The 18997-nt window shown below is 45.9% G+C and carries 11 protein-coding genes; 7 read left to right on the top strand and 4 right to left on the bottom strand.

Translation table 11 applies throughout. From position 1 onward, the window contains the following. Positions 1–197 precede the first annotated feature (197 nt). Positions 198–1121: a diguanylate cyclase domain-containing protein gene (locus ACFFJH_RS19440; RefSeq protein WP_390214727.1), complete on the top strand. Its 924-nt coding sequence runs from the start codon at positions 198–200 to the stop codon at positions 1119–1121. Between the two features lie 133 nt (positions 1122–1254). Beyond that, positions 1255–5373 carry a response regulator gene (locus ACFFJH_RS19445; protein WP_390214728.1) on the top strand — a complete coding sequence of 1373 codons (4119 nt, stop codon included), beginning with the start codon at positions 1255–1257 and terminating at the stop codon, positions 5371–5373. 26 nt (positions 5374–5399) lie between these two features. On the opposite strand, the gene ACFFJH_RS19450 is transcribed toward ACFFJH_RS19445, so the two are convergent. Both ACFFJH_RS19450 and ACFFJH_RS19455 read right to left on the bottom strand, forming a co-directional pair. Then, positions 5400–6518 (bottom strand): LacI family DNA-binding transcriptional regulator, encoded by a 1119-nt coding sequence (locus ACFFJH_RS19450; RefSeq protein WP_390214729.1) that lies wholly within the window; start codon positions 6516–6518, stop codon positions 5400–5402. 313 nt (positions 6519–6831) lie between these two features. Beyond that, positions 6832–8421 carry a tryptophan halogenase family protein gene (locus tag ACFFJH_RS19455; RefSeq protein ID WP_390214730.1) on the bottom strand — a complete coding sequence of 530 codons (1590 nt, stop codon included), beginning with the start codon at positions 8419–8421 and terminating at the stop codon, positions 6832–6834. Positions 8422–8594: 173 nt separating this feature from the next. On the opposite strand from ACFFJH_RS19455, the gene ACFFJH_RS19460 reads away from it, so the two are divergent. From ACFFJH_RS19460 to ACFFJH_RS19480, 5 genes are all read left to right on the top strand, one after another. Next, entirely contained in the window at positions 8595–11042 is a 2448-nt protein-coding gene (locus ACFFJH_RS19460; protein ID WP_390214732.1) for a TonB-dependent receptor, read from the top strand. Positions 11043–11322: 280 nt separating this feature from the next. Next, positions 11323–12666 carry a GH1 family beta-glucosidase gene (locus tag ACFFJH_RS19465; RefSeq protein WP_390214733.1) on the top strand — a complete coding sequence of 448 codons (1344 nt, stop codon included), beginning with the start codon at positions 11323–11325 and terminating at the stop codon, positions 12664–12666. 6 nt (positions 12667–12672) lie between these two features. After that, the gene (locus tag ACFFJH_RS19470) at positions 12673–13875 is read left to right on the top strand and encodes a glucokinase (RefSeq protein WP_390214734.1); all 1203 of its coding nucleotides are present in this window, start codon (positions 12673–12675) and stop codon (positions 13873–13875) included. A gap of 95 nt (positions 13876–13970) precedes the next feature. Continuing rightward, positions 13971–15353 (top strand): MFS transporter, encoded by a 1383-nt coding sequence (locus ACFFJH_RS19475; RefSeq protein WP_390214735.1) that lies wholly within the window; start codon positions 13971–13973, stop codon positions 15351–15353. A 160-nt stretch (positions 15354–15513) separates the two neighbouring features. Continuing rightward, positions 15514–15918: a hypothetical protein gene (locus ACFFJH_RS19480; protein ID WP_390214736.1), complete on the top strand. Its 405-nt coding sequence runs from the start codon at positions 15514–15516 to the stop codon at positions 15916–15918. 343 nt (positions 15919–16261) lie between these two features. On the opposite strand, the gene ACFFJH_RS19485 is transcribed toward ACFFJH_RS19480, so the two are convergent. Together ACFFJH_RS19485 and ACFFJH_RS19490 are read right to left on the bottom strand one after the other, a co-directional pair. Further along, positions 16262–17959, bottom strand: a complete 1698-nt coding sequence (locus tag ACFFJH_RS19485; protein ID WP_390214737.1) for a glycoside hydrolase family 43 protein — start codon at positions 17957–17959, stop codon at positions 16262–16264. A gap of 99 nt (positions 17960–18058) precedes the next feature. Beyond that, positions 18059–18997 carry an SMP-30/gluconolactonase/LRE family protein gene (locus tag ACFFJH_RS19490; protein ID WP_390214738.1) on the bottom strand — a complete coding sequence of 313 codons (939 nt, stop codon included), beginning with the start codon at positions 18995–18997 and terminating at the stop codon, positions 18059–18061.

The following is an 18997-nucleotide window of genomic DNA, read 5'->3' on the forward strand; positions in this document are numbered from 1 at the left end:
GATCTTGCGATCACTTGTATTGGCTTTGCTTAAAAAAAATTGGATAAAAAGGGGGGCTTGAGGTATTGTTGAATTTTAGAAATTAAATCTAGGACCTATGCAATACCGACACTAGTGTTGCGTTGACCGTTCTGGTGCGACATTGTTCCTAATTTCTAAAAGCTACCTTGTAGTTTTTATTTAACAAAATTAATACAATGCCGGCTTATTTATCCAAGCAAAGTTCAATCCTTATTGTTGATGACGATATCAATTTGATTCATATGTTGAGTCAAATACTGAAGGATTTTGGTCGCATCTTATTTGCTACTGGCGGTGAAAAGGCACTGGAAATCGCCAAAGAGCAAAAGCCAGATTTGATTTTGCTGGATGTAGAAATGGCGCCTATGGATGGCTACGAAGTTTGTCGCAGCTTAAAACATGATGACGCTTTTGGTAATTGTGCGATCATTTTTATGACAGCCAATGTGGGCATGGAAGTAGAAGTTGCTTGCCTCGACGCTGGCGCAGTTGATTTCATTGCCAAGCCGTTTAACCCTCCTGTTGTGCGTGCGCGCGTCCGTACTCATTTACGTTTAAAACACAACTCAGCCGCACTGGAGTCTTTGGCTCAGCATGATGCCATGACCGGTTTGTATAACCGTGGTTATTTCAATCAGGCGATAGAGTCGGAGTATCGCCGTTTGCAACGACATCACCTACCTTTGGGTATCGCCCTAGTTGATATTGATTACTTTAAGAATTACAACGATAGTTACGGGCACATAGCTGGGGACGCAACCTTAATAGCCGTTGCAAAAGCATTAGAGTTAGCAACTAAGCGACCCGGAGAATTGGTGGCGCGTTATGGTGGTGAAGAGTTTGTCGTGCTTTTACCTCAGGTCGATAAATCCATTTTGTTGCAATATGGACTGATGCTGTGCGAAACAGTACGCGCCTTGCAGATACCACACACCGCCTCGCGTTGTTCTCAACATATCACTATCAGTGTAGGCCTTTCTTTGATGACTCCTAGTCAGGATACCTCCCCGAGCAAGCTTTTAGAACAAGCTGATCGAGCTTTGTATCAGGCAAAAAATAATGGTAGAAATCGTTGTCAGTTTTTTGCTGAGCTAGCTTAGGTTTGAGTTCGGACGAGATGTCAATTTTAAAATAAGCTTCAAAATTGAAACCATCTAATAGTTGAACTTTCCGTGTTAGCTGAGGTGGTCAATGATCAAACCGCGTAGATGATGAATACAGTGATGCTCAGAAATGAAGAACAAAATCCCCTCAAGTAATTTCTTTTTTGTGCAGATCTTATTAATCGCGCTTGCCTATTTTGGCTTAGCACTCATTTCTATCTATCTTTCGCGAGGTGCCGAAACGATAGCGCATTTTTGGTACCCGAATGCGATCGGAATTCTCTTTTTATTGCGCTTTGACAAAAAAAATATCTGGCCTTTAGCCGCAGGACTAGCCATCGCAAATTTAGGTGCAAATTGGTTGGCAGGTAGCTCGTGGTGGTTGTCAATCGCATTTGTAATACCGAATGTACTAGAAATGTTGACTGCCACTTGGATTGCTCGACATTTTAATATCGTTCAGGATTTTGACCAGTCCCCCAAGCGTATGCTGCGCTTTATATTTTTCGTTTGTTTATTGCCATGCGGGATAGGCGCGTTTGCTGGTGCAAGCATTTTAGAAAATTCCGGCTACACACAGTTCTTACAAGCATTACCTTCTTGGTTTGTCAGTTCATCGATAGGTACTGTTTCGCTACTGCCATTCCTCTTGACGCTTAACCCTGACTTTCGATTGCAAAGTTCATCTGTTACCCTTAAACGATCCCCACTTTTTTATACCCTTGTGGCTTTTGCTACCAGTGTGATTGCCCTATATTGCCTGCCATTTCCATTTATTTATCTGATCATACCTCTGTTGTTGGCAGCTGTTGAGGCAGATACACGCACCGTCACATGGGTGGTTTTTCTACAGTCATTAGTGATAGGCGGGATGATGCATGTGGGGGCATTTGGTCCTGTCCCAAATACTGGAAGTAGTCTAAGTTTTCTCAACTATTTGCCCATCTTGATCAGCATTATCCCTGTCTTAATTTTGGCTGCGAGTATGAATTTATTCCGCTTGCAAGACAAACAAAAATGTGAGATCGAGCAAGAGCTACAGCGTAAGCATATGGAAATCCAGACTATCGTGGACAATGTGCCTGCATTGATAGGCTGCTGGGATCTCAATTTGAGAAATCGATTTGCTAATCGTCTGTATCTTGATTATTTTGGTTGGCCAGCCGATCAAATTCTTGGCATGCATGTGCGTGACGTCGTGGGCGATGCTCTGTTTAATCAAAATCTACCTTATATGCAGGCGGCTCTGCGTGGTGAGCCGCAGATGTTTGAACGCACAATTACGGACTCTAACGGTGTATTAAAAGAGACGCTGGCTTCGTATGTACCATGTTATCAAGATGGGAAAATTGATGGTGTCTATGCCATTCTTAGTGATATTAGCGGCGTCAAGGCGGCGCAAGGTGCTGAGCGGGCAGCCCAAGAGAAGCTGCGATTGATCATTGATTCCGCGACCGAATTTTCTATCATCACAACCGATTTGAGTGGCGTGGTGAGTTTATTCAGTAAAGGTGCGGAAAAAATGTTGGGTTATACGGCGGATGAGTTTGTCGGAAAAAAAGTACCCGCGATCCTGCACTTGAAAAGTGAAATGGAGACTCGTGCAATTGAAATAAGCAGTGAATTGGGCCGTCCAGTGACTGGGTTTGAAGTGTTTGTGGCCAAGGCTAAATTAGGTATTAGTGAAACCCGTGAATGGACTTATGTTCATCAGTCAGGACGGCACATTCCTGTGCGTTTGGTGGTAACACCTATCATCAATACTCAGAAGCAGGTGACAGGTTATTTGGGCATCGCGAATGATATTTCTGCTGAGCGTGAATTACAAAAATTATTAATCAGTGCCAAGGAAAATGCAGAGCAAACTAGCCGTGCGAAAAGTGATTTTGTTGCCAATATGAGCCATGAAATCCGAACGCCAATGAATGCTGTGCTGGGTATGTCGCAACTATTAGCGGCCACTAATTTAAGTTCTGAGCAGCGCAAATATCTTGAGATGATCAAAATTTCAGGTCAATCATTGATGGGAATATTGAATGATATTTTGGATTTTTCTAAGATTGAAGCGAATCGTTTGGAGTTGTCTAATAACGAATTTTTCTTGGATGATTTGCTAGGTGCTTTGGCCAGTATGATGGCGGTGTCGGTCGGCGATAAAGACATTGAAGTCGCTATCGGTGTGGATGTCGATGTACCTAAACGCCTATTCGGCGATCAGCTACGCTTGCAACAAATTTTGACTAACCTGACAGCGAATGCCTTGAAATTTACCAAGCAAGGTGAAGTGTCCGTATTCGTTGAAATCGCGCCTGATAGTGGCGAGCACAGCAACGGTCAGCACAGCAGCGAATTTAATCAAGCCGACGATGCGCTAGTTAATCTCAAATTTAGCGTGCGCGATACTGGTATAGGAATGGATGAGCAGCAGTTACAGCGCTTATTTCAGCCGTTTTCTCAGGCTGACGCGTCCACTACGCGCCAGTACGGTGGTACTGGTCTGGGTTTGTCGATATCAAAAAGTATCTTGAATCTGATGGGGGGCGAGATTAGTGTACTGAGTCAGGTCGGGCGCGGTAGTGAGTTTCAAATTGTAGTGCCTCTGAAAAAGTGCAGTAGCGGCATAGCTGAAATTAGTGAGGTAACGAAGAAGCGATTAAGGATTTTAGTAGTCGACGATAATTCGACCAGTAATAACTATATTTGTCGCACTATACGATCCTGGAATTGGGAAGTAGAGGCTGCCAGTAATGGACAGCAGGCCATTGATATAGTGAGTGCACGTCTAGCGGCGCAACAACATTTTGATGCGATCATTGTTGATTGGCAGATGCCTATGATGGATGGCCTAGTCACGATAAAAAAATTACGCGAGATATTACCTGCTGGCCGTACTCCTCTAGTTATTATGGTGAGTGCATTTAGTCGCGACCGCATGTTGCAAGAGCAGGCTTCCGAATTTGCCGATGCGATTTTGATGAAACCGATTACCGGTTCCAGTGTGTTTGATACTGTGCATGAAGCGATTATGCTGTGTTCCGGCGTGGAGGCCATGCCACGTTATAGTAAAGCGGTATTGACGCGGGCCAATCAAATAATGGGCGCGCGCTTACTGTTGGTGGAAGATAATCCCTTTAATCAAATTGTTGCCAAGGGCTTTTTGGAACAGGGCGGCGCTCAAGTTGAGGTCATGGAGAATGGTTATCTCGCAGTCGAACATTTGCGCAGTCATGCCAGCCAATATCATGCGGTGTTGATGGACGTTCAAATGCCTATTATGGATGGTATCAGTGCGACTCGAATGATACGTAATGAGCTGCATCTAGCTATCCCCATTATCGCCATGACCGCAGGTGTGATGTATTCCGAGCGCGATCGTTGCTTACAATCAGGCATGAATGATTTCATTGCAAAACCGATTGATGTCGAACAAATGTTTGCTGCGATTATTCGATTTTTACCTAACGAATTACTAACTGAAAAAAGTCAGCTCGCTGAACAGCCGGCTCAAGCAGTTGCTGCAAATGTAGTCGTGCAAGTTGCCGAAGCTTCTCCAGATAATCTCGTCTATCAATCAGACCCATCTATTTTAGGGGCAGCTGATTCAGAAGCTACTCATTCAGACGCTGTTCATTTAGAAGCTGTTCAATTAAGTGCCGATAACACTGCTTGCTTTAATCCACGTTCGCTTGAAATGTTGGCCGCCGCCGATCCTAAAAATCAGCAAAAAATTCTGTCATCGATCAACGCGTTGGTAGAGCGCGCTGGTATTCAAATGGGTGAGGTGAAACAAGCCTTGGAAGCGCGTAGAAGCGATGATGCCGCCAGATTGTTGCACACCATGCGCGGTTCAATTGGGACTTTGGGAGCAAAAGATTTTGCCGTTTTAAGTCTACAAGTTGAGAATAAAATTCGTGAAGGCAAGGATGATCATATAGCCGAGCTGTTACATGACTTAGAACAGGAATTGCAAAAAACCATGACAGCTGCTGGACTATGGTTGGCGCAAAAGCGCGCCGATAACAAGCAAGCATCGGTAGCGATACTTGCGACTGAAGAAGCGCAAATATTAATGCAGAGATTAATCGCTTGTTTGAGTCAGAACGATATCGCCGCGGTAGATGTGTTTGCCGAGCTGAAAGAAAACCTCAGCCATAAAATTCCCGCGACTAGTCTTGCGCAACTGTCACAGCAAATACAAGATTTAGATTTTCAAGGCGCGCTGGCAATATTGGCTGAATTTTCTCTATAGCTATCGCCTGCATTATCGATCAGTAATTAGCGCGTGCGGCGTGTTGTTTCGCGAACGACTAACTCTAGCGGTGGGATGCTGGTCTCGACGACTTCTCCGTTAATGATATTGAGTAAGGCCTTAGTCGCGATTCGACCAATCTCGTACAGTGGTTGTTTGACGGTGGTGAGCGGTGGCGTAGTGTAAGAAGAGCCAGGCAGGTCATCGAAACCGACCAAAGAAATATCTTCAGGAACACGTATCCCTTTGCGGTACAAACTGAGGCGTGCGCCGTAGGCACTTAAATCATTGGCGGCACAAACGGCGGTGAATTGTTGCTGTGTGTCGAATAAATGATTGATAGCACGCATACCGCTACTCTCATGGAAATCACCTTCGACTACGAGTTTGTCATCAAAGGGAATATCCGCTTCTTGTAGGGCGCGTTGATAGCCCGTTAAACGTTCGGCAGCATCGCAATTATTTGATGGTCCGGTAATGAAGGCGATACGACGATGACCTAATTCGATTAAATGGCGTACCGCCAGCCAAGAACCATATTCATTGTCTAGTTTAAATCCCAGCGCCTTATCGGTATGAATGTCGCGACCCGTGGAGACGATAGGGCGATGCTGGGAAAACTGCAATACCGATTCATCCGTGATGCGACCTGATAACAGAATAATGCCATCAACTTTTCTCGCTAATAATAAGCGTATTCTTTCTATCTCTTCCGCTGCATTCCAGTGGCCACTGACAATCACCGAGGCGTAGCCTGTGCCTTTTAAAGCATCGTCAACACCATGCAAAGTTTCATCGAAAAAGGGGCTGGAAATATCCTGCACCACAATCCCTATGGTCATGGATTTACCTTTTTTTAAACCTTGCGCCATTTGATTTGGTGCGAAGTTGGTCTTGGCAATGGCGTCCATGACAGCTTGACGTTTTTCGTCTGAGACTTTGGCCGTGCCATTCAAAATACGCGATACCGTGCTGGGGGAGACGCCTGCCGTGCGTGCGACTTCAATTAAGGTAGTGGGCGCATCATTATCGCCACTGGCGAGGGTGCTTGGGCTACCTAGCTTAGTGCTATTACTGTCTGGCTTATCGAGCGTGCTCATATCGTTCAAATGTGGGTTGGACGGACTGTCGTGATTCTCGCTCAAAGCTGCTTCCTTGTGGGGTTTTACTTGCTTTATTGATACTTGATGTAGCTAGATTTACATCATTTTGGTACTAAGCATACAAAAATGCACTCGGAACTCAATTGGCATCTATGTCAGATTCAAATGAAATCCTTTTCAAAGCGCTTTTTTTGAAGAATACCACAAAATTTTGGCAGCAATTATTGATGTGATGTTTTTTAAACATTTTCTTGGTAGTGTTTTGAGCTTAATTTCTGTTAAAAGTAGAATAATTTGTATAAAAATCACTTTAACTCCGCTTTTCTTTGAATCTGAGCCCAGCATTATCTCAATTCTAAATGTTTGAAAACGTTTTCTTATTCTGCTGTTCAGCATCAGCCTTACGACAGAAATGGTCGACTAATTGTCTATGATCGGGCAGATCTTTTAGTGCATGTTCCGCTACCAGTGCGATATTTTTAAACTCTTGTAGGGCAGTCGCCACCTGATCGGGGTGGATGAGGTTGGCGGGCAATTGGGTAGAAAACTCCATTCCATACAACACATATTGCCAGCTAGATGGCGGATACATTTCGAGATCAGTAATGAAATCAAGGCGGCTAGGAGGGCGGGAGCGCCACATGCGTAGTTTGTCTTGTAGCGATTCTGGTATGGAGTTATTGGCGGTATTTTCGATCCAGAACGCTGAGTCACGTCTTTGACTCAGGCAGTAGTGCATTTTGATGAAATCGACGATGCGCTCATAGCGCTCATTCATGTGGTGATTAAAGGTTTTCGCGATGGGTTCAAAATCACCGTTGTAGGGAAATAAAAAGCTGACTAGATAAGCGGCGGTTTCGATCAGACCTATGCCAGAAGATTCTAAGGGCTCTAAAAATCCACCGGAGAGACCGATGGCGACGCAATTTTTTATCCATTGAGTTGGACGATAACCAATTTGTAGTTTGAGCTGACGTGCTTGCAGGTGATCCATGCCAGCACCTACATACTGACGTAAGACCTGTTCCGCTTCCTCATCGCTGCTATGACGACTCGAATAAACATAGCCGATACCACGTCTTTCTTGTAATCCAATATCCCAAGTCCAACCCGCTTTATGCGCAGTGGAAATCGTATAGGACGGAATCGCTTGATCTGGTTTGGCATAGGGAATTTGTACTGCCAATGCCCGATCAACAAACAACACGTCGCTGACACTCTTGAATGTTGAACCTAAGGCTTCACCGATTAAGCGCGCACGAAAACCGGTGCAATCTATAAACAAATCGGCGTGTAATTCGCCGTATTCTTTAGTCTGTACGCTGGCGATTGTGCCAGTTTCGTCTAAGTGTACTGCGTCCACATTTCCGCGCAAATGTTGTACACCCAATTCGCGTGCGTGGTCGGCCAATAAGAGCGCGAAGCGACCCGCATCAAAATGATAGGCGTAATTCATAGGCCCCAGAAAGTCTTTATCGCTGCTGCGTTTCGGGCCACGACTCGCATCGGCAATCCGCTTTTGCATAGTGACCGCTTGGGCAAAAGCTGACTCTTTTCCGGCTAAGCCGTGCAACCAGTAGGGGAGTAATTCGGGTGTGTCGGACCGTTGACTAGGTTGACTAAATGGGTGGAAATAATGATCGGCGCCGAGGTGGGAATCCGCGCCAGCAGGGCGTACCCAGTCGCAAAAATGTATGCCTTGCTTAAAGGTGGCATGGCACTCGCGAATAAAACGCGCTTCGCTGATGCCTATCGCTGCCAATGTGCCGCGTATCGACGGAAAACTACCTTCGCCAACACCGATAATGCCGATTTCGGGCGATTCAATTAAGCGAATTTTTATACTATTGTTGTCATTTGTTGACAGTGTTTTTGCTAAAAAAGCGGCCGTCAACCAGCCTGCTGTGCCCCCACCTACGATCAGTATATTGCTGCATTTACGCATGAGAGATCTCCTAAATTATTTTTTATGAATTTCCATACCACTTGAAATTTCTGTTGACATCATTTTTAAGCCAAATGTATCATGAAAACGTTTTCACAGTAAATGAAATCGTTTTCACGACGAATTTAGTTGTTAAAACCCTGTAAACAAAATAATTTCCTAATGGAGACACAATGAAAACCACCGTATTAAAAACGAAGCAGCGGGCGATTACCCCCATACAGTTTGCCGTGCTCGTCTTAATGGCAGGTAGCACTGCCGCCCAAGCGCAAAATGCGGCTACCGCCGATACGCAAAAGCCTACTGCCGCTCAAGCAGCCGCAGCAGCAAATAATTCAGACAAAATTTTAGAAGTCTTGGTCACCGGTACCAAGCGCACGACTTCTTTGCAACGTACCCCTGTTGCGATTACCGCCTTAAGCGCGGCCTCCCTTGAAGATAACCATGTGCAGACTTTGCAAGACATCGTCAACTTGGTTCCCGGATTTTCCGCGACAGCGCAAGGTGATCATGGTGTGATGACCATGACTATGCGCGGCGTGGGTAATGACAGTGCAAAAACTGAATATGCCGATCCAGAGGTTGCCTCGTTTATTGATGGTATCTATTCACCGCGTCCGGAAGGCGCGACCGCTTTATTATTCGACCTAGAAGCGATTGAGGTATTACGTGGGCCTCAAGGCACATTGTGGGGACGCAATGCAACGGTCGGTGCCGTCAATATGCAAACAGCTAAACCTGTGATTGGCAAATCCTTCGGCACAGTAGAAGGCGGCGCAGGTAGTTACAATCGTTTGGGTATGCGCGGTGCGTTCAATGTACCTGTGAGCGATTCCATGGCTTTACGTTTTGCCTTCGTCAATGAGCAGCATGATGGCTATGTCGATTACCAAACTATGCCAAGCATTCCTTTGGCTAGCCAACGCGCTGCTTTTATCGCGGGTGGCGGTGCAGCTGCTGATTTTCAACCTATTAATACCAATCTGTTTTTGACAGGTGGTATGAAATACGGCGCGCAAAAACAAAGTGCTGTGCGCCTATCTATGTTGTGGAAGCCAACTAGCACCAGCAAATGGGATTTGTCATACGAAAAATTTGCAGATCGTGGTGCACCGAATATGAACTTGATGCAAACACCACGTGCTGGACAAAAAATGTGGTCAGCCTTGATTGATACAGCACCGAGCATTAAACGTGATTCTGATTCGCTGCGCAGTCGTTTCGAAACCGCATTAAGCGACGATGTGTCCTTGGCCTATATCGCTGGCTATGCAAAATTCAGCGGTTCACAAACTTTTGATGGTGATGCTGGTGTGGTTGTGCCAACTAGTTTTGCGACTGGCGGTAGTCATCGTGAACATAATACGAATTCATCTAATTATGTGAACTACAGTCACGAATTGGAAGTGCAATCGACTGGCAAGAAAGAAGTAGATTGGCTGCTCGGTTTGTACTATGCGGCAGAAACCAATGACATCCGTTTTGATTTACCTATCATGAACGGCACGCAACAAGGTACAGTGGGTTGGCAAGGTTCATTCATTCAGCCAAAAGAAACAGTCGCCTCTAAAGCGATTTTTGGTCAGGCAACATGGAATCTCTCTGATAGTCTGCATTTAACTGGTGGTGCTCGTTATACCAAAGATGATCGCGCTAATATTGGTGGTCGTGGCTACGGTTGGGCGAATTACCCAGCGACACCAGCAACGGTGGCACAGATTCCTGTGAATCAAAATGTTAATCCATGGGATCCCAATTCTGGTTTTGGTCCTCCAGGTTTGAATGATGGTGTATATTCAGGAAGTAAGTTGACGGGTCTTGCTCGTGTTAGCTATGACATGGACAAAAATAATATGTGGTACGCCAGCGTTTCTACCGGTTATAAATCCGGTGGTTTACAAGATGGTGGCCGCACTTATGCAGCAGAAACCCTGACCAACTATGAGTTCGGAACTAAACACACTTTGATGGATGGCGCTGTGAAGATCAGCAATGCGCTGTTCTATGAAAACTTCAAAGACTACCAATTCTCTGCACCTGTGACCAATCCTGATGGTAGCCGTACTTTGGCAACGACCAGTGCCGAAGGTGCCAAGATCACTGGTTTTGAAACTGAGATCGCTGCGAAGTTGACTAAGGATGACAAGATACAAGTGTCCTTAGCGTACACACCAAAAGCTAAATTGGGCAAGCTCTTGGCGGGTTCCAATGACTATGTGATCCCTACTTGTGTGGCCGATAAAACGGTATCAAATTGCGTCGATGTCACGGGTGTCACGATGGCGCATACACCTAAAATTCAAATGCAGATTCAATATCAGCACACGATACAGTTAGGTAACGCAACATTGACGCCACGCATCAGTGTGCATTACGAATCTGAAAGTAATCTGAGTGTCTTCTCTGATTATTTTGGTGCACCGGATAAACAAGGCGCGTACTCACGTACCGATCTTGGCCTGCGCTATGAAGGCGATAAATTCTATATGGATTTCTTCGTACGTAATGTGGGTAATGGCAACGTTAAAACCAGCGCACAGAATGGTAACACTGGCGGTATTTGGGTTGCTCAATATCTGCCACCACGTACCTTTGGTGTGAATGCAGGGTTTAATTTCTAAGCAGGTGATTGACACTACTTTTCGGTAGTTTTTATTTCAGCACTCTGCATCGTTCTTTTACTGGCGATGCAGGGTAGCTGGATAGGTCTTTATTTTTATTATCCGCGTCACTCGCCATACATCAATATTCGACAAGTGTGTTCCAGAATGCAAAATGATTCTGGAGGATAGCTTGCGAACTAATTATGAGCTGAATATGAGCTGAACATCAGCAATTTATTAGCTGAGTAGGTTTGATGGTGGTGTGGTGTACGCAAGTATTTGGAAGTTGACTATTATTATGACGCATGCACCACACTTTCCTGCCGACTTCGCCTGGGGCGTTGCCACTAGTGCCTTTCAAATCGAGGGCGCTGCTTACGAAGATGGTAAAGGCCCATCCATCTGGGATAAGTTTTGTGAAGACCCAACGAATATTAAAGATCAAAGTGATGGTCTGATTGCTTGCGACCACTATCATCGTTATCGTGAAGATGTGGAGATTATCGCCTCACTAGGCCTAGATACTTATCGCTTCTCAATGGCATGGGCGCGGGTACAACCCGAAGGAAAAGGCGCTTGGAATGAAGCAGGTTTCGCTTTTTATGAGCGCTTGCTCGACGCCTTAGACGAAAAGAAAATTGCAGCACATTTAACTCTCTATCATTGGGATTTGCCGCAGGCCTTGCAAGATGAAGGCGGTTGGCTTGCACGTAGCACAGCTTATTATTTTGCTGATTATGCGCGTGAAGTGGCACGTCGTTTTGGGCATAGAGTAGCCAGTATCGCAACCCATAATGAACCTTGGTGTACCGCCAATCTAGGCCATGGCAATGCGCAGTTTGCGCCAGGTGTGGCCGACGCTAAAAGTGCGATTCAAGTCTCACATCATTTATTGCTGTCGCATGGTTTGGCGATGACAGCCATGCGCGAGTTGAACGTCCCAGCACAGCTGGGTATCGTGTTAAATCAATGGACCGCCGACCCTGCGACCGACAGCCAAGCCGATCGTGATATGGCGGAATTGGAATATGCGTGCTCTGTGCAGTGGTTTATGGACCCGATTTTTAAAGGACATTATCCTGAACTGGCACTACGTGCACATGGAGATAAAGCGCCTATTATTTATCCGGGGGATATGCAGGTGATACAGCAAAAAATCGATTTTTTAGGTGTCAATTATTATTTCCGTGCGTTCTGCTCCGCGGAAAATCCACCGCGTTCAGCACCTGCTGTACACGGAGTGACCGATATGGGATGGGAAATCTACCCGCAAGGTTTAACCGAATTGCTATTGGCGCTGAAGGCGGAATATACATTACCTCCTATTTATATTACTGAAAACGGCATGGCAAGCGCGGATCAGTTAGAGCACGGAAAAATCGCTGATGAACAACGTATCGCTTACGTGCGTGATCACTTGTCTGCCTTGGCGGCCGCGATGGAGCAAGGGGTTGAAGTACGTGGCTACTTCTTATGGAGTTTGTTGGATAACTTCGAATGGAATTCTGGCTATTCAAAACGTTTTGGTATCGTGCACGTTGATTATGCAACGCAAAAACGAACATTGAAAGATAGCGCTCTATGGTATCGCGATTATTGTCAACAGCAGCGTGACGTCAAACAATTACGTGTCGCGAGGTAAATCATCATGCCTATGCACGATTATCTTGATGAGCCACGTTTGCTGGCAGATATCGGTGGCACTAATGCGCGCTTTGCATTGGAAATGCCTTCAGGTGAAATTAGTCATGTTCGAACCCTGGCCACGATAGATTTTCCGAGGTTTGAAGATGCTGCACTCAGCTATTTGACGCAGCTTACTTATTTGAATACTGATCCGAATTTAGATCCACAGTTAGGTCAACAATTAGGCCAAAAGTTAGACCAAAAAGCGCGACTAATTATCAAACATGCTGTCATCGCGATTGCGAATCCTGTCGGTCAGGATGCCATCAAGATGACGAATCATCACTGGGCATTTTCAGTCAATTCAGCGCGAGCTGAATTGGGCTTGCAAACCTTGTTGATGGTGAACGATTTTTCTGCCTTGGCAATGGCGGTGCCAAGTCTCGCGCCTCACGAATTGCAGCAAATTGGTGGCGGTTCGGCTAAGCCAGATGCGGTCATCGGCATATTGGGAGCAGGTACGGGTTTAGGGGTTGGGATGTTAGTGCCTGAGCTTGGTGGATGGCGTTCTTTGCAAAGTGAAGGTGGACATGTTGCTTTCGCACCTAGCGACGAACGAGAGATCACGGTTTTGCGTTATTGCTGGGAAAAATACGAACATGTATCGACTGAACGTTTGGCTTCTGGCCCGGGCATTGGTCTGATACATGCCGCTTTAGCCGCGGCTGCCGGACGGATTGTGGATCATACCTTGACGACTGAAATGATCGTTAGTCGCGCGCTCAATGGTGATGCAATTTGTCTAGAGACCGTAGAATGTTTTTGCGGTATGCTCGGTACTTTCGCGGCCAATTTGGCGGTGACTTTATTTACCCAAGGTGGGATTTATATTGGTGGTGGTGTGGTGCCGCGATTAGGTCATTTTTTTGCGCGTTCTTCATTTCGTAGTCGCTTCGAAAAGAAGGGACGTTTTTCAGATTTCACCGCACAAATTCCTACCTATGTCATTACCGCTCAACAGCCTGCATTTATTGGTGCAGCCGCTTTATTGAATCAGCATTTACAGAAAAATCAGCAAACGAGCTCGCAAATAAGTTCGCAGATTGCGCCAAAGAAAAATGAGACTTATGTAAAATTGCGTGGATTAAGTGTAGCGCCGAAGACTGTGCATTTGCACGGTGAGGCGAGCACAATAACGTCATCGCCTGTTTTTCGTAAATCTTAAAAACACACTACAAGAAGAGACACTTGTAGCCAACCACTCTTTGCCGGACGCTATCGGTGTTCAGGCTATACAAAAAGCACAAAAAGAAGAGGTCTATGATTATGCAAAACCAACTTAATACACGCTCTCCATTACTATGGGTGCCAACCGGTTATTTCACCATGGCGCTGGGCTTCATGATGCTGACTAATGTCAGTGCCATCATGTTCAAGAATCTGGGCATGGATAATGGAAGTGCGGCGCAGTATTCGAGCATGTTTATTTTGGCGTACACAATCAAACCTTTATTCGCGCCGTTTGTAGAAATGTATCGCACCAAAAAATTCTTTGTTTTGTGTGCACAAGTGTTAATTGGCTTGGGTTTTGCCGGTGTCGCTTTAGCCATGTCTTTGCCGAATTACATGGTAATCTTGATTCCTTTATTCTGGATTTTATCTTTTGTCGGTGCGACGCAAGATATCGCTTGTGATGGCGTGTATGTGACTTCGCTTGATCAGCGCAGTCAATCTTTATATTGTGGCGTACAAAGTCTGAGTTGGAATATCGGCCCCATCGTTGCGGCAGGCGGTTTGGTTTACCTCAGTGGACACTTACATACGGGTGTATTCCATCACAGTAGTGGCAGTTTTGGTGAAGAATGGATGGAATCTTGGCGCGTCATTTTCTTCTTGGTTGCAGGTTTGACTTTATTGATGGCGGTATGGCACGCGCGTGTAATGCCCGATGGCGAACGCGCCAGTAACACGCCGACCAGCGTTGCTGCGACGGGCAGAATTATTGCGGATTCTTTTGTGAGCTTTTTTGAAAAACGTGATGTCTGGCGCATGATTGCGTTTGCTTTCCTATTCCGCTTAAGCATAGGTTTTTTAGAAAAAATTGGGCCTTTCTTTATGGTCGATCCGGCCAGTAAAGGTGGTTTGGGTTTAAGCAATGAATTGCTGGGGATTATCTATGGCACCTATGGTTTGGCCGCGGTCTTGTTAGGTTCTTTGCTCGGTGGCTGGCTGGTGGCAAAACGTGGTTTGAAATCGACCTTGTTTTGGTTGTGCTGCGCGGTCAATATTCCGAATGTCACTTTTCTTCTGATGAGTATTTACTTGCCCGAAAATTTGTATTGGATAGGTGCGGGTGTAATCGTTGAGAAGTTCTTTTTTGGCTTTGGTTCGGTCGGCTTTATGATTTATTTGATGCAAGAACTCGCACCCGGAAAATATACGACGACGCATTATGCCTACGGCACTGGGCTTATGGGATTGTGCGGTTTAGTGACTGGCGTGGTAAGTGGACATTTACAACAGCAACTCGGCTACATTAGTTATTTTGTCTTGGTGATGGTCGCGACGATTCCTTCTTTCTTAGCCTGCTGGTTCGCACCATTTCATGTGTCGGATCGTGTAGCAGATCAAGATGAAAAAGCGCGTTTGGAGGCGGAGAAGAATTCAGATGGTAAGAATTTGGCGGTCGCGCATACAAATTAGATTTAGCTTTATTCATCTCGTAGGGCGGGTGCAACCCGTGCTGTTCAGACACTTGACGGACTGGCGGTGCGGGTTGCATCCAACCCTTGGCTAAAAGTCAGTGACGTAGCCGGTAAGGTGGGCTGGTTTCATTACCCATCTAGAAATAGCCAATTTATTTGTGAATAAGTCACTTATCTTCATCCCAATACTGACCAGTAAACGTTCACATCGTTCACAGGTCGGGAGTGGCCCGACAGCCAGTTACCTTTTTTGCTTCGCCAAAAAAGGTAATCCAAAAAAGGCGACCACGCTGCCACTGGCCTTCGGCTTCCCAATTGAGCAAGACAAAAAATGGGAAAGTGTCGAAACTCGCTACGCTCAAACACGACACTTTCTTTATCCATTTTCTGTCCCGCACAATTGGCAGTGTCAGAAGTGGGTGAAGGTCAAAAACAAAGTCGAAACCAGCGAATCCGAGAAGCCCGTAGAAAAATATGCGTTCGTCGAGACTGCATGTTTTGGTGTTGGTGTTGCTTTTGACTCTGTTTTTGACTTTGACTTACCCCCGTTTGAGACGATGTAATTTGTGCCTCACAGAAAATGGATAAGAAAGTGTTGCTGTTTGAGCCGAAGGCGAGTTTCAACACTTTCCCATTTTTTGTGATGCATAAATTATGCTGAAGCGTAGCGTAAGCACCCCAAAGGGGCGAGTCTACGGTCGTCTTTTTTGGATTACCTTTTTTGGCGAAGCAAAAAAGGTAATTGGCTGTCGGGCCACCCCCGACCTGTGAACGCCAAGGGAGTACAAAAATAAATTAGAAACAAAAAAACTCATTACCTTATTCGATAAAAATTCAGCACATGATATACGTGCTTTAAGGTGTGAGCGGCGGGTTACGCTAAAGCTAACCTATCCTACAATTTTCTTAGTCTGCCGCTTTGATCATGAATTTTGAAAAGTCAGCATAATTATTTTTATTACTTGCGGTAGTAGCTATGGCAGCAGGTGTAGTGCTAAATAGCCCAATTTTAGCGCCCACCCAACGCCCCTGCGCCGCCACGAAAGGCGCACCAATTGCGGTGAAATCTTTAGCACTTGGATCGGCATTTTCGCTGTAATAAAACTGTGCGATACCACCAGCTCGCATACTCAGTTTGAAGTGTAATTCTGAGCTGCTTATCGGTTTTTGTTCCAAAACTTTCTCCTGGCATTTACCAGCACCTGTGCAAGTCGTGTAACGTAATTCATAGTGGCTTTGATGTCGCTGTATCCCTAGCCACGCATAATTTAATCCATACAAGATTAAGCCCGCACGATCTCCGTCTGTATTCGTGTTTAAATTGATTTTGACGCTTACATCAAATTCTGGTGCGGGTATTTTTTGCAAAATGATCGCAGGATAATCAATTAGCGAATTGCTTTCTACCAGTGTCTGTGGATACAGTCTTAAATGATTTTTGTGTGCACTTAGTGAATACCATTCAGCTTTCCAGTTGGCATTCCATTGCCATTGCAAGCCAAGTTGTGGTTGTGAAAAATTATCAGACTCAGCCGGTGTCGCTTTGGATACTGCAGCAGCGAGCGCATTGCCGAGAGGTTTCCGCCATTCAGCAACGGGTTCACCTATGCCTGTCTTTGCATTCTTCACACCCATGACAGGCCAATCATTTTCCCAAGTCATTGGTTGCAAATGCACGATGCGCCCATATGCACGTTTATCTTGAAAATGGTAGAACCAATCGCTGCCATCTTGTGCTGTTACCCAGGCGCCTTGATGCGGTCCGTTGGTGCTGCTATTACCTTGCGCTAAAACGATTTTTTCTTCATACGGGCCTAGAATATTTTTAGCGCGAAACACAGTTTGCCAGCCATGCTCAACGCCGCCAGCAGGTGCAAACACATAATACCAGCCATTGTGTTTATAAAATTTAGGGCCTTCTAGCGTGGTATAGCCTGCTAATTGATTGCCATCAATGACGACGCCTTTGTCCTCTAAAATTTGACTAGCATCGCTGCTCATACTTTTGAGGCTCAATTGATTATTAAAGCCTGCACGACTTTTGGCCCAAGCGTGCAATAACCAAGCTTTACCATCATCATCCCATAAAGGCGTGGGATCAATCAGCCCCTTCCCTGCGATGAGCAAGTGCGGGGAGCTCCAAGGCCCAGCAAAATTCTTCGCCGTCATGACATAGATACCGACATCCGGATCGGGATAAAAAATCCAAAATTTCCCATCATGAAAACGCAAACTGGGCGCCCACACGCCTTTGCCATGTTGTGGGGTACTGAACATCTCTGCTGGTACTAAATTGGGGAGAGCATGACCGACCAGTGACCAGTGGATCATATCTGATGATTGTAATAAAGGTAGACCTGGGGCACTGTTGAAACTGGATGCGGTCATATAATACTGATCACCTACGCGGATGACATCAGGATCTGAATAGTCAGCATGAATGATGGGGTTGCGGTAGCGACCATTACCAAGGTCGGGTTCCCATACGGTTTTTTGCGTGTTGGATAGCGCAGGACTCACAGCTTGACCGTTAGTTTGTGCGGCGTCGCTCAATGCTGGTAATAGTAAAGAGAGGAACAGGCAGGGCAGTACTTTATCCATCATGATCATGGGATATCCTATTTTAAAAACTGGAATGAGTTAGCGCTCGTTAGTGCTTGCTAGTGTTCGGCGGGGCTTGTGAGTGCAGTTAGCACTTATAGACTAAGTCGCAAACGCAGTTTCAGCGAAACCCTGTACGCCCGGCCGAAGTAATACGGTCGCACCAGCCCAAACATCATCTTGAGACTGGCCTGCCGCGATGGATGCCACCATTAAAGTATCCATGTTGGCTCCACCGAAGCAACACATGGTAGGTTTCGCCATAGGCACAGCGATTTGGCGGTCTAGTTTGCCATCGGGTGTGAAGCGTAAAATTCGCCCAGCATCATTTCCGCAAATCCAATAGCAACCATCCACGTCAATTGCCGCACCGTCTGGTCTGCCATCATAGTTTTTCATATCGACCAATACGCGTTGATTGTGTGGCGTGCCACTATCGGTATCGTAGTCAAATGCCCATATTAGTTGGCTATTGGGATGGGAGTCGGACAAATACATAGTGCGGCCATCGGGCGACCATGCCAATCCATTTTGTACCAATAAATTCGAGACTACCGGTGCTGAAACTCCCTGTTCTGCAGAATAGCGATACAGATGTCCTGCGGCGCGCGGTTCGCTCATATCGATTAGCATAGTACCGCTCCAGAATCGCCCCTGACGATCGCAGCGACCATCATTAAAACGCATGCCCGGCTGTAATTCTGCAGGCGCGGCTAGATGCTGTGAGCTAAGCTTGCCTTCTTTTTCGAGCACAAGGGTAAATATCCCACTCTCCATGCCCGCAATAAATTCTAAGGGCTGCCCCGCGTTTGCCGTTGTACTTCGCGTAGGCGTCAGGCAGCCTATCATTTCCGCTGTTTGCCAGCTTTGTAGATGACTTCCAGTTGCGTCAGATGACCAAATCGTTCTACCGATAATATCAACCCAAAACCAAGCCTGATGACTATCCAGCCAAACCGGGCTCTCGCCAACACCACAACGGATAGTGTGAGATGAATTACCAACGCGTGTGATGTCGACGAGTTCTACGGTGTTTGACAT

The sequence above is a fragment of the Affinundibacterium danionis genome (assembly GCF_042432465.1).
In the GTDB taxonomy this organism is placed as follows: Bacteria; Pseudomonadota; Gammaproteobacteria; order Burkholderiales; family Burkholderiaceae_D; genus Undibacterium; species Undibacterium danionis.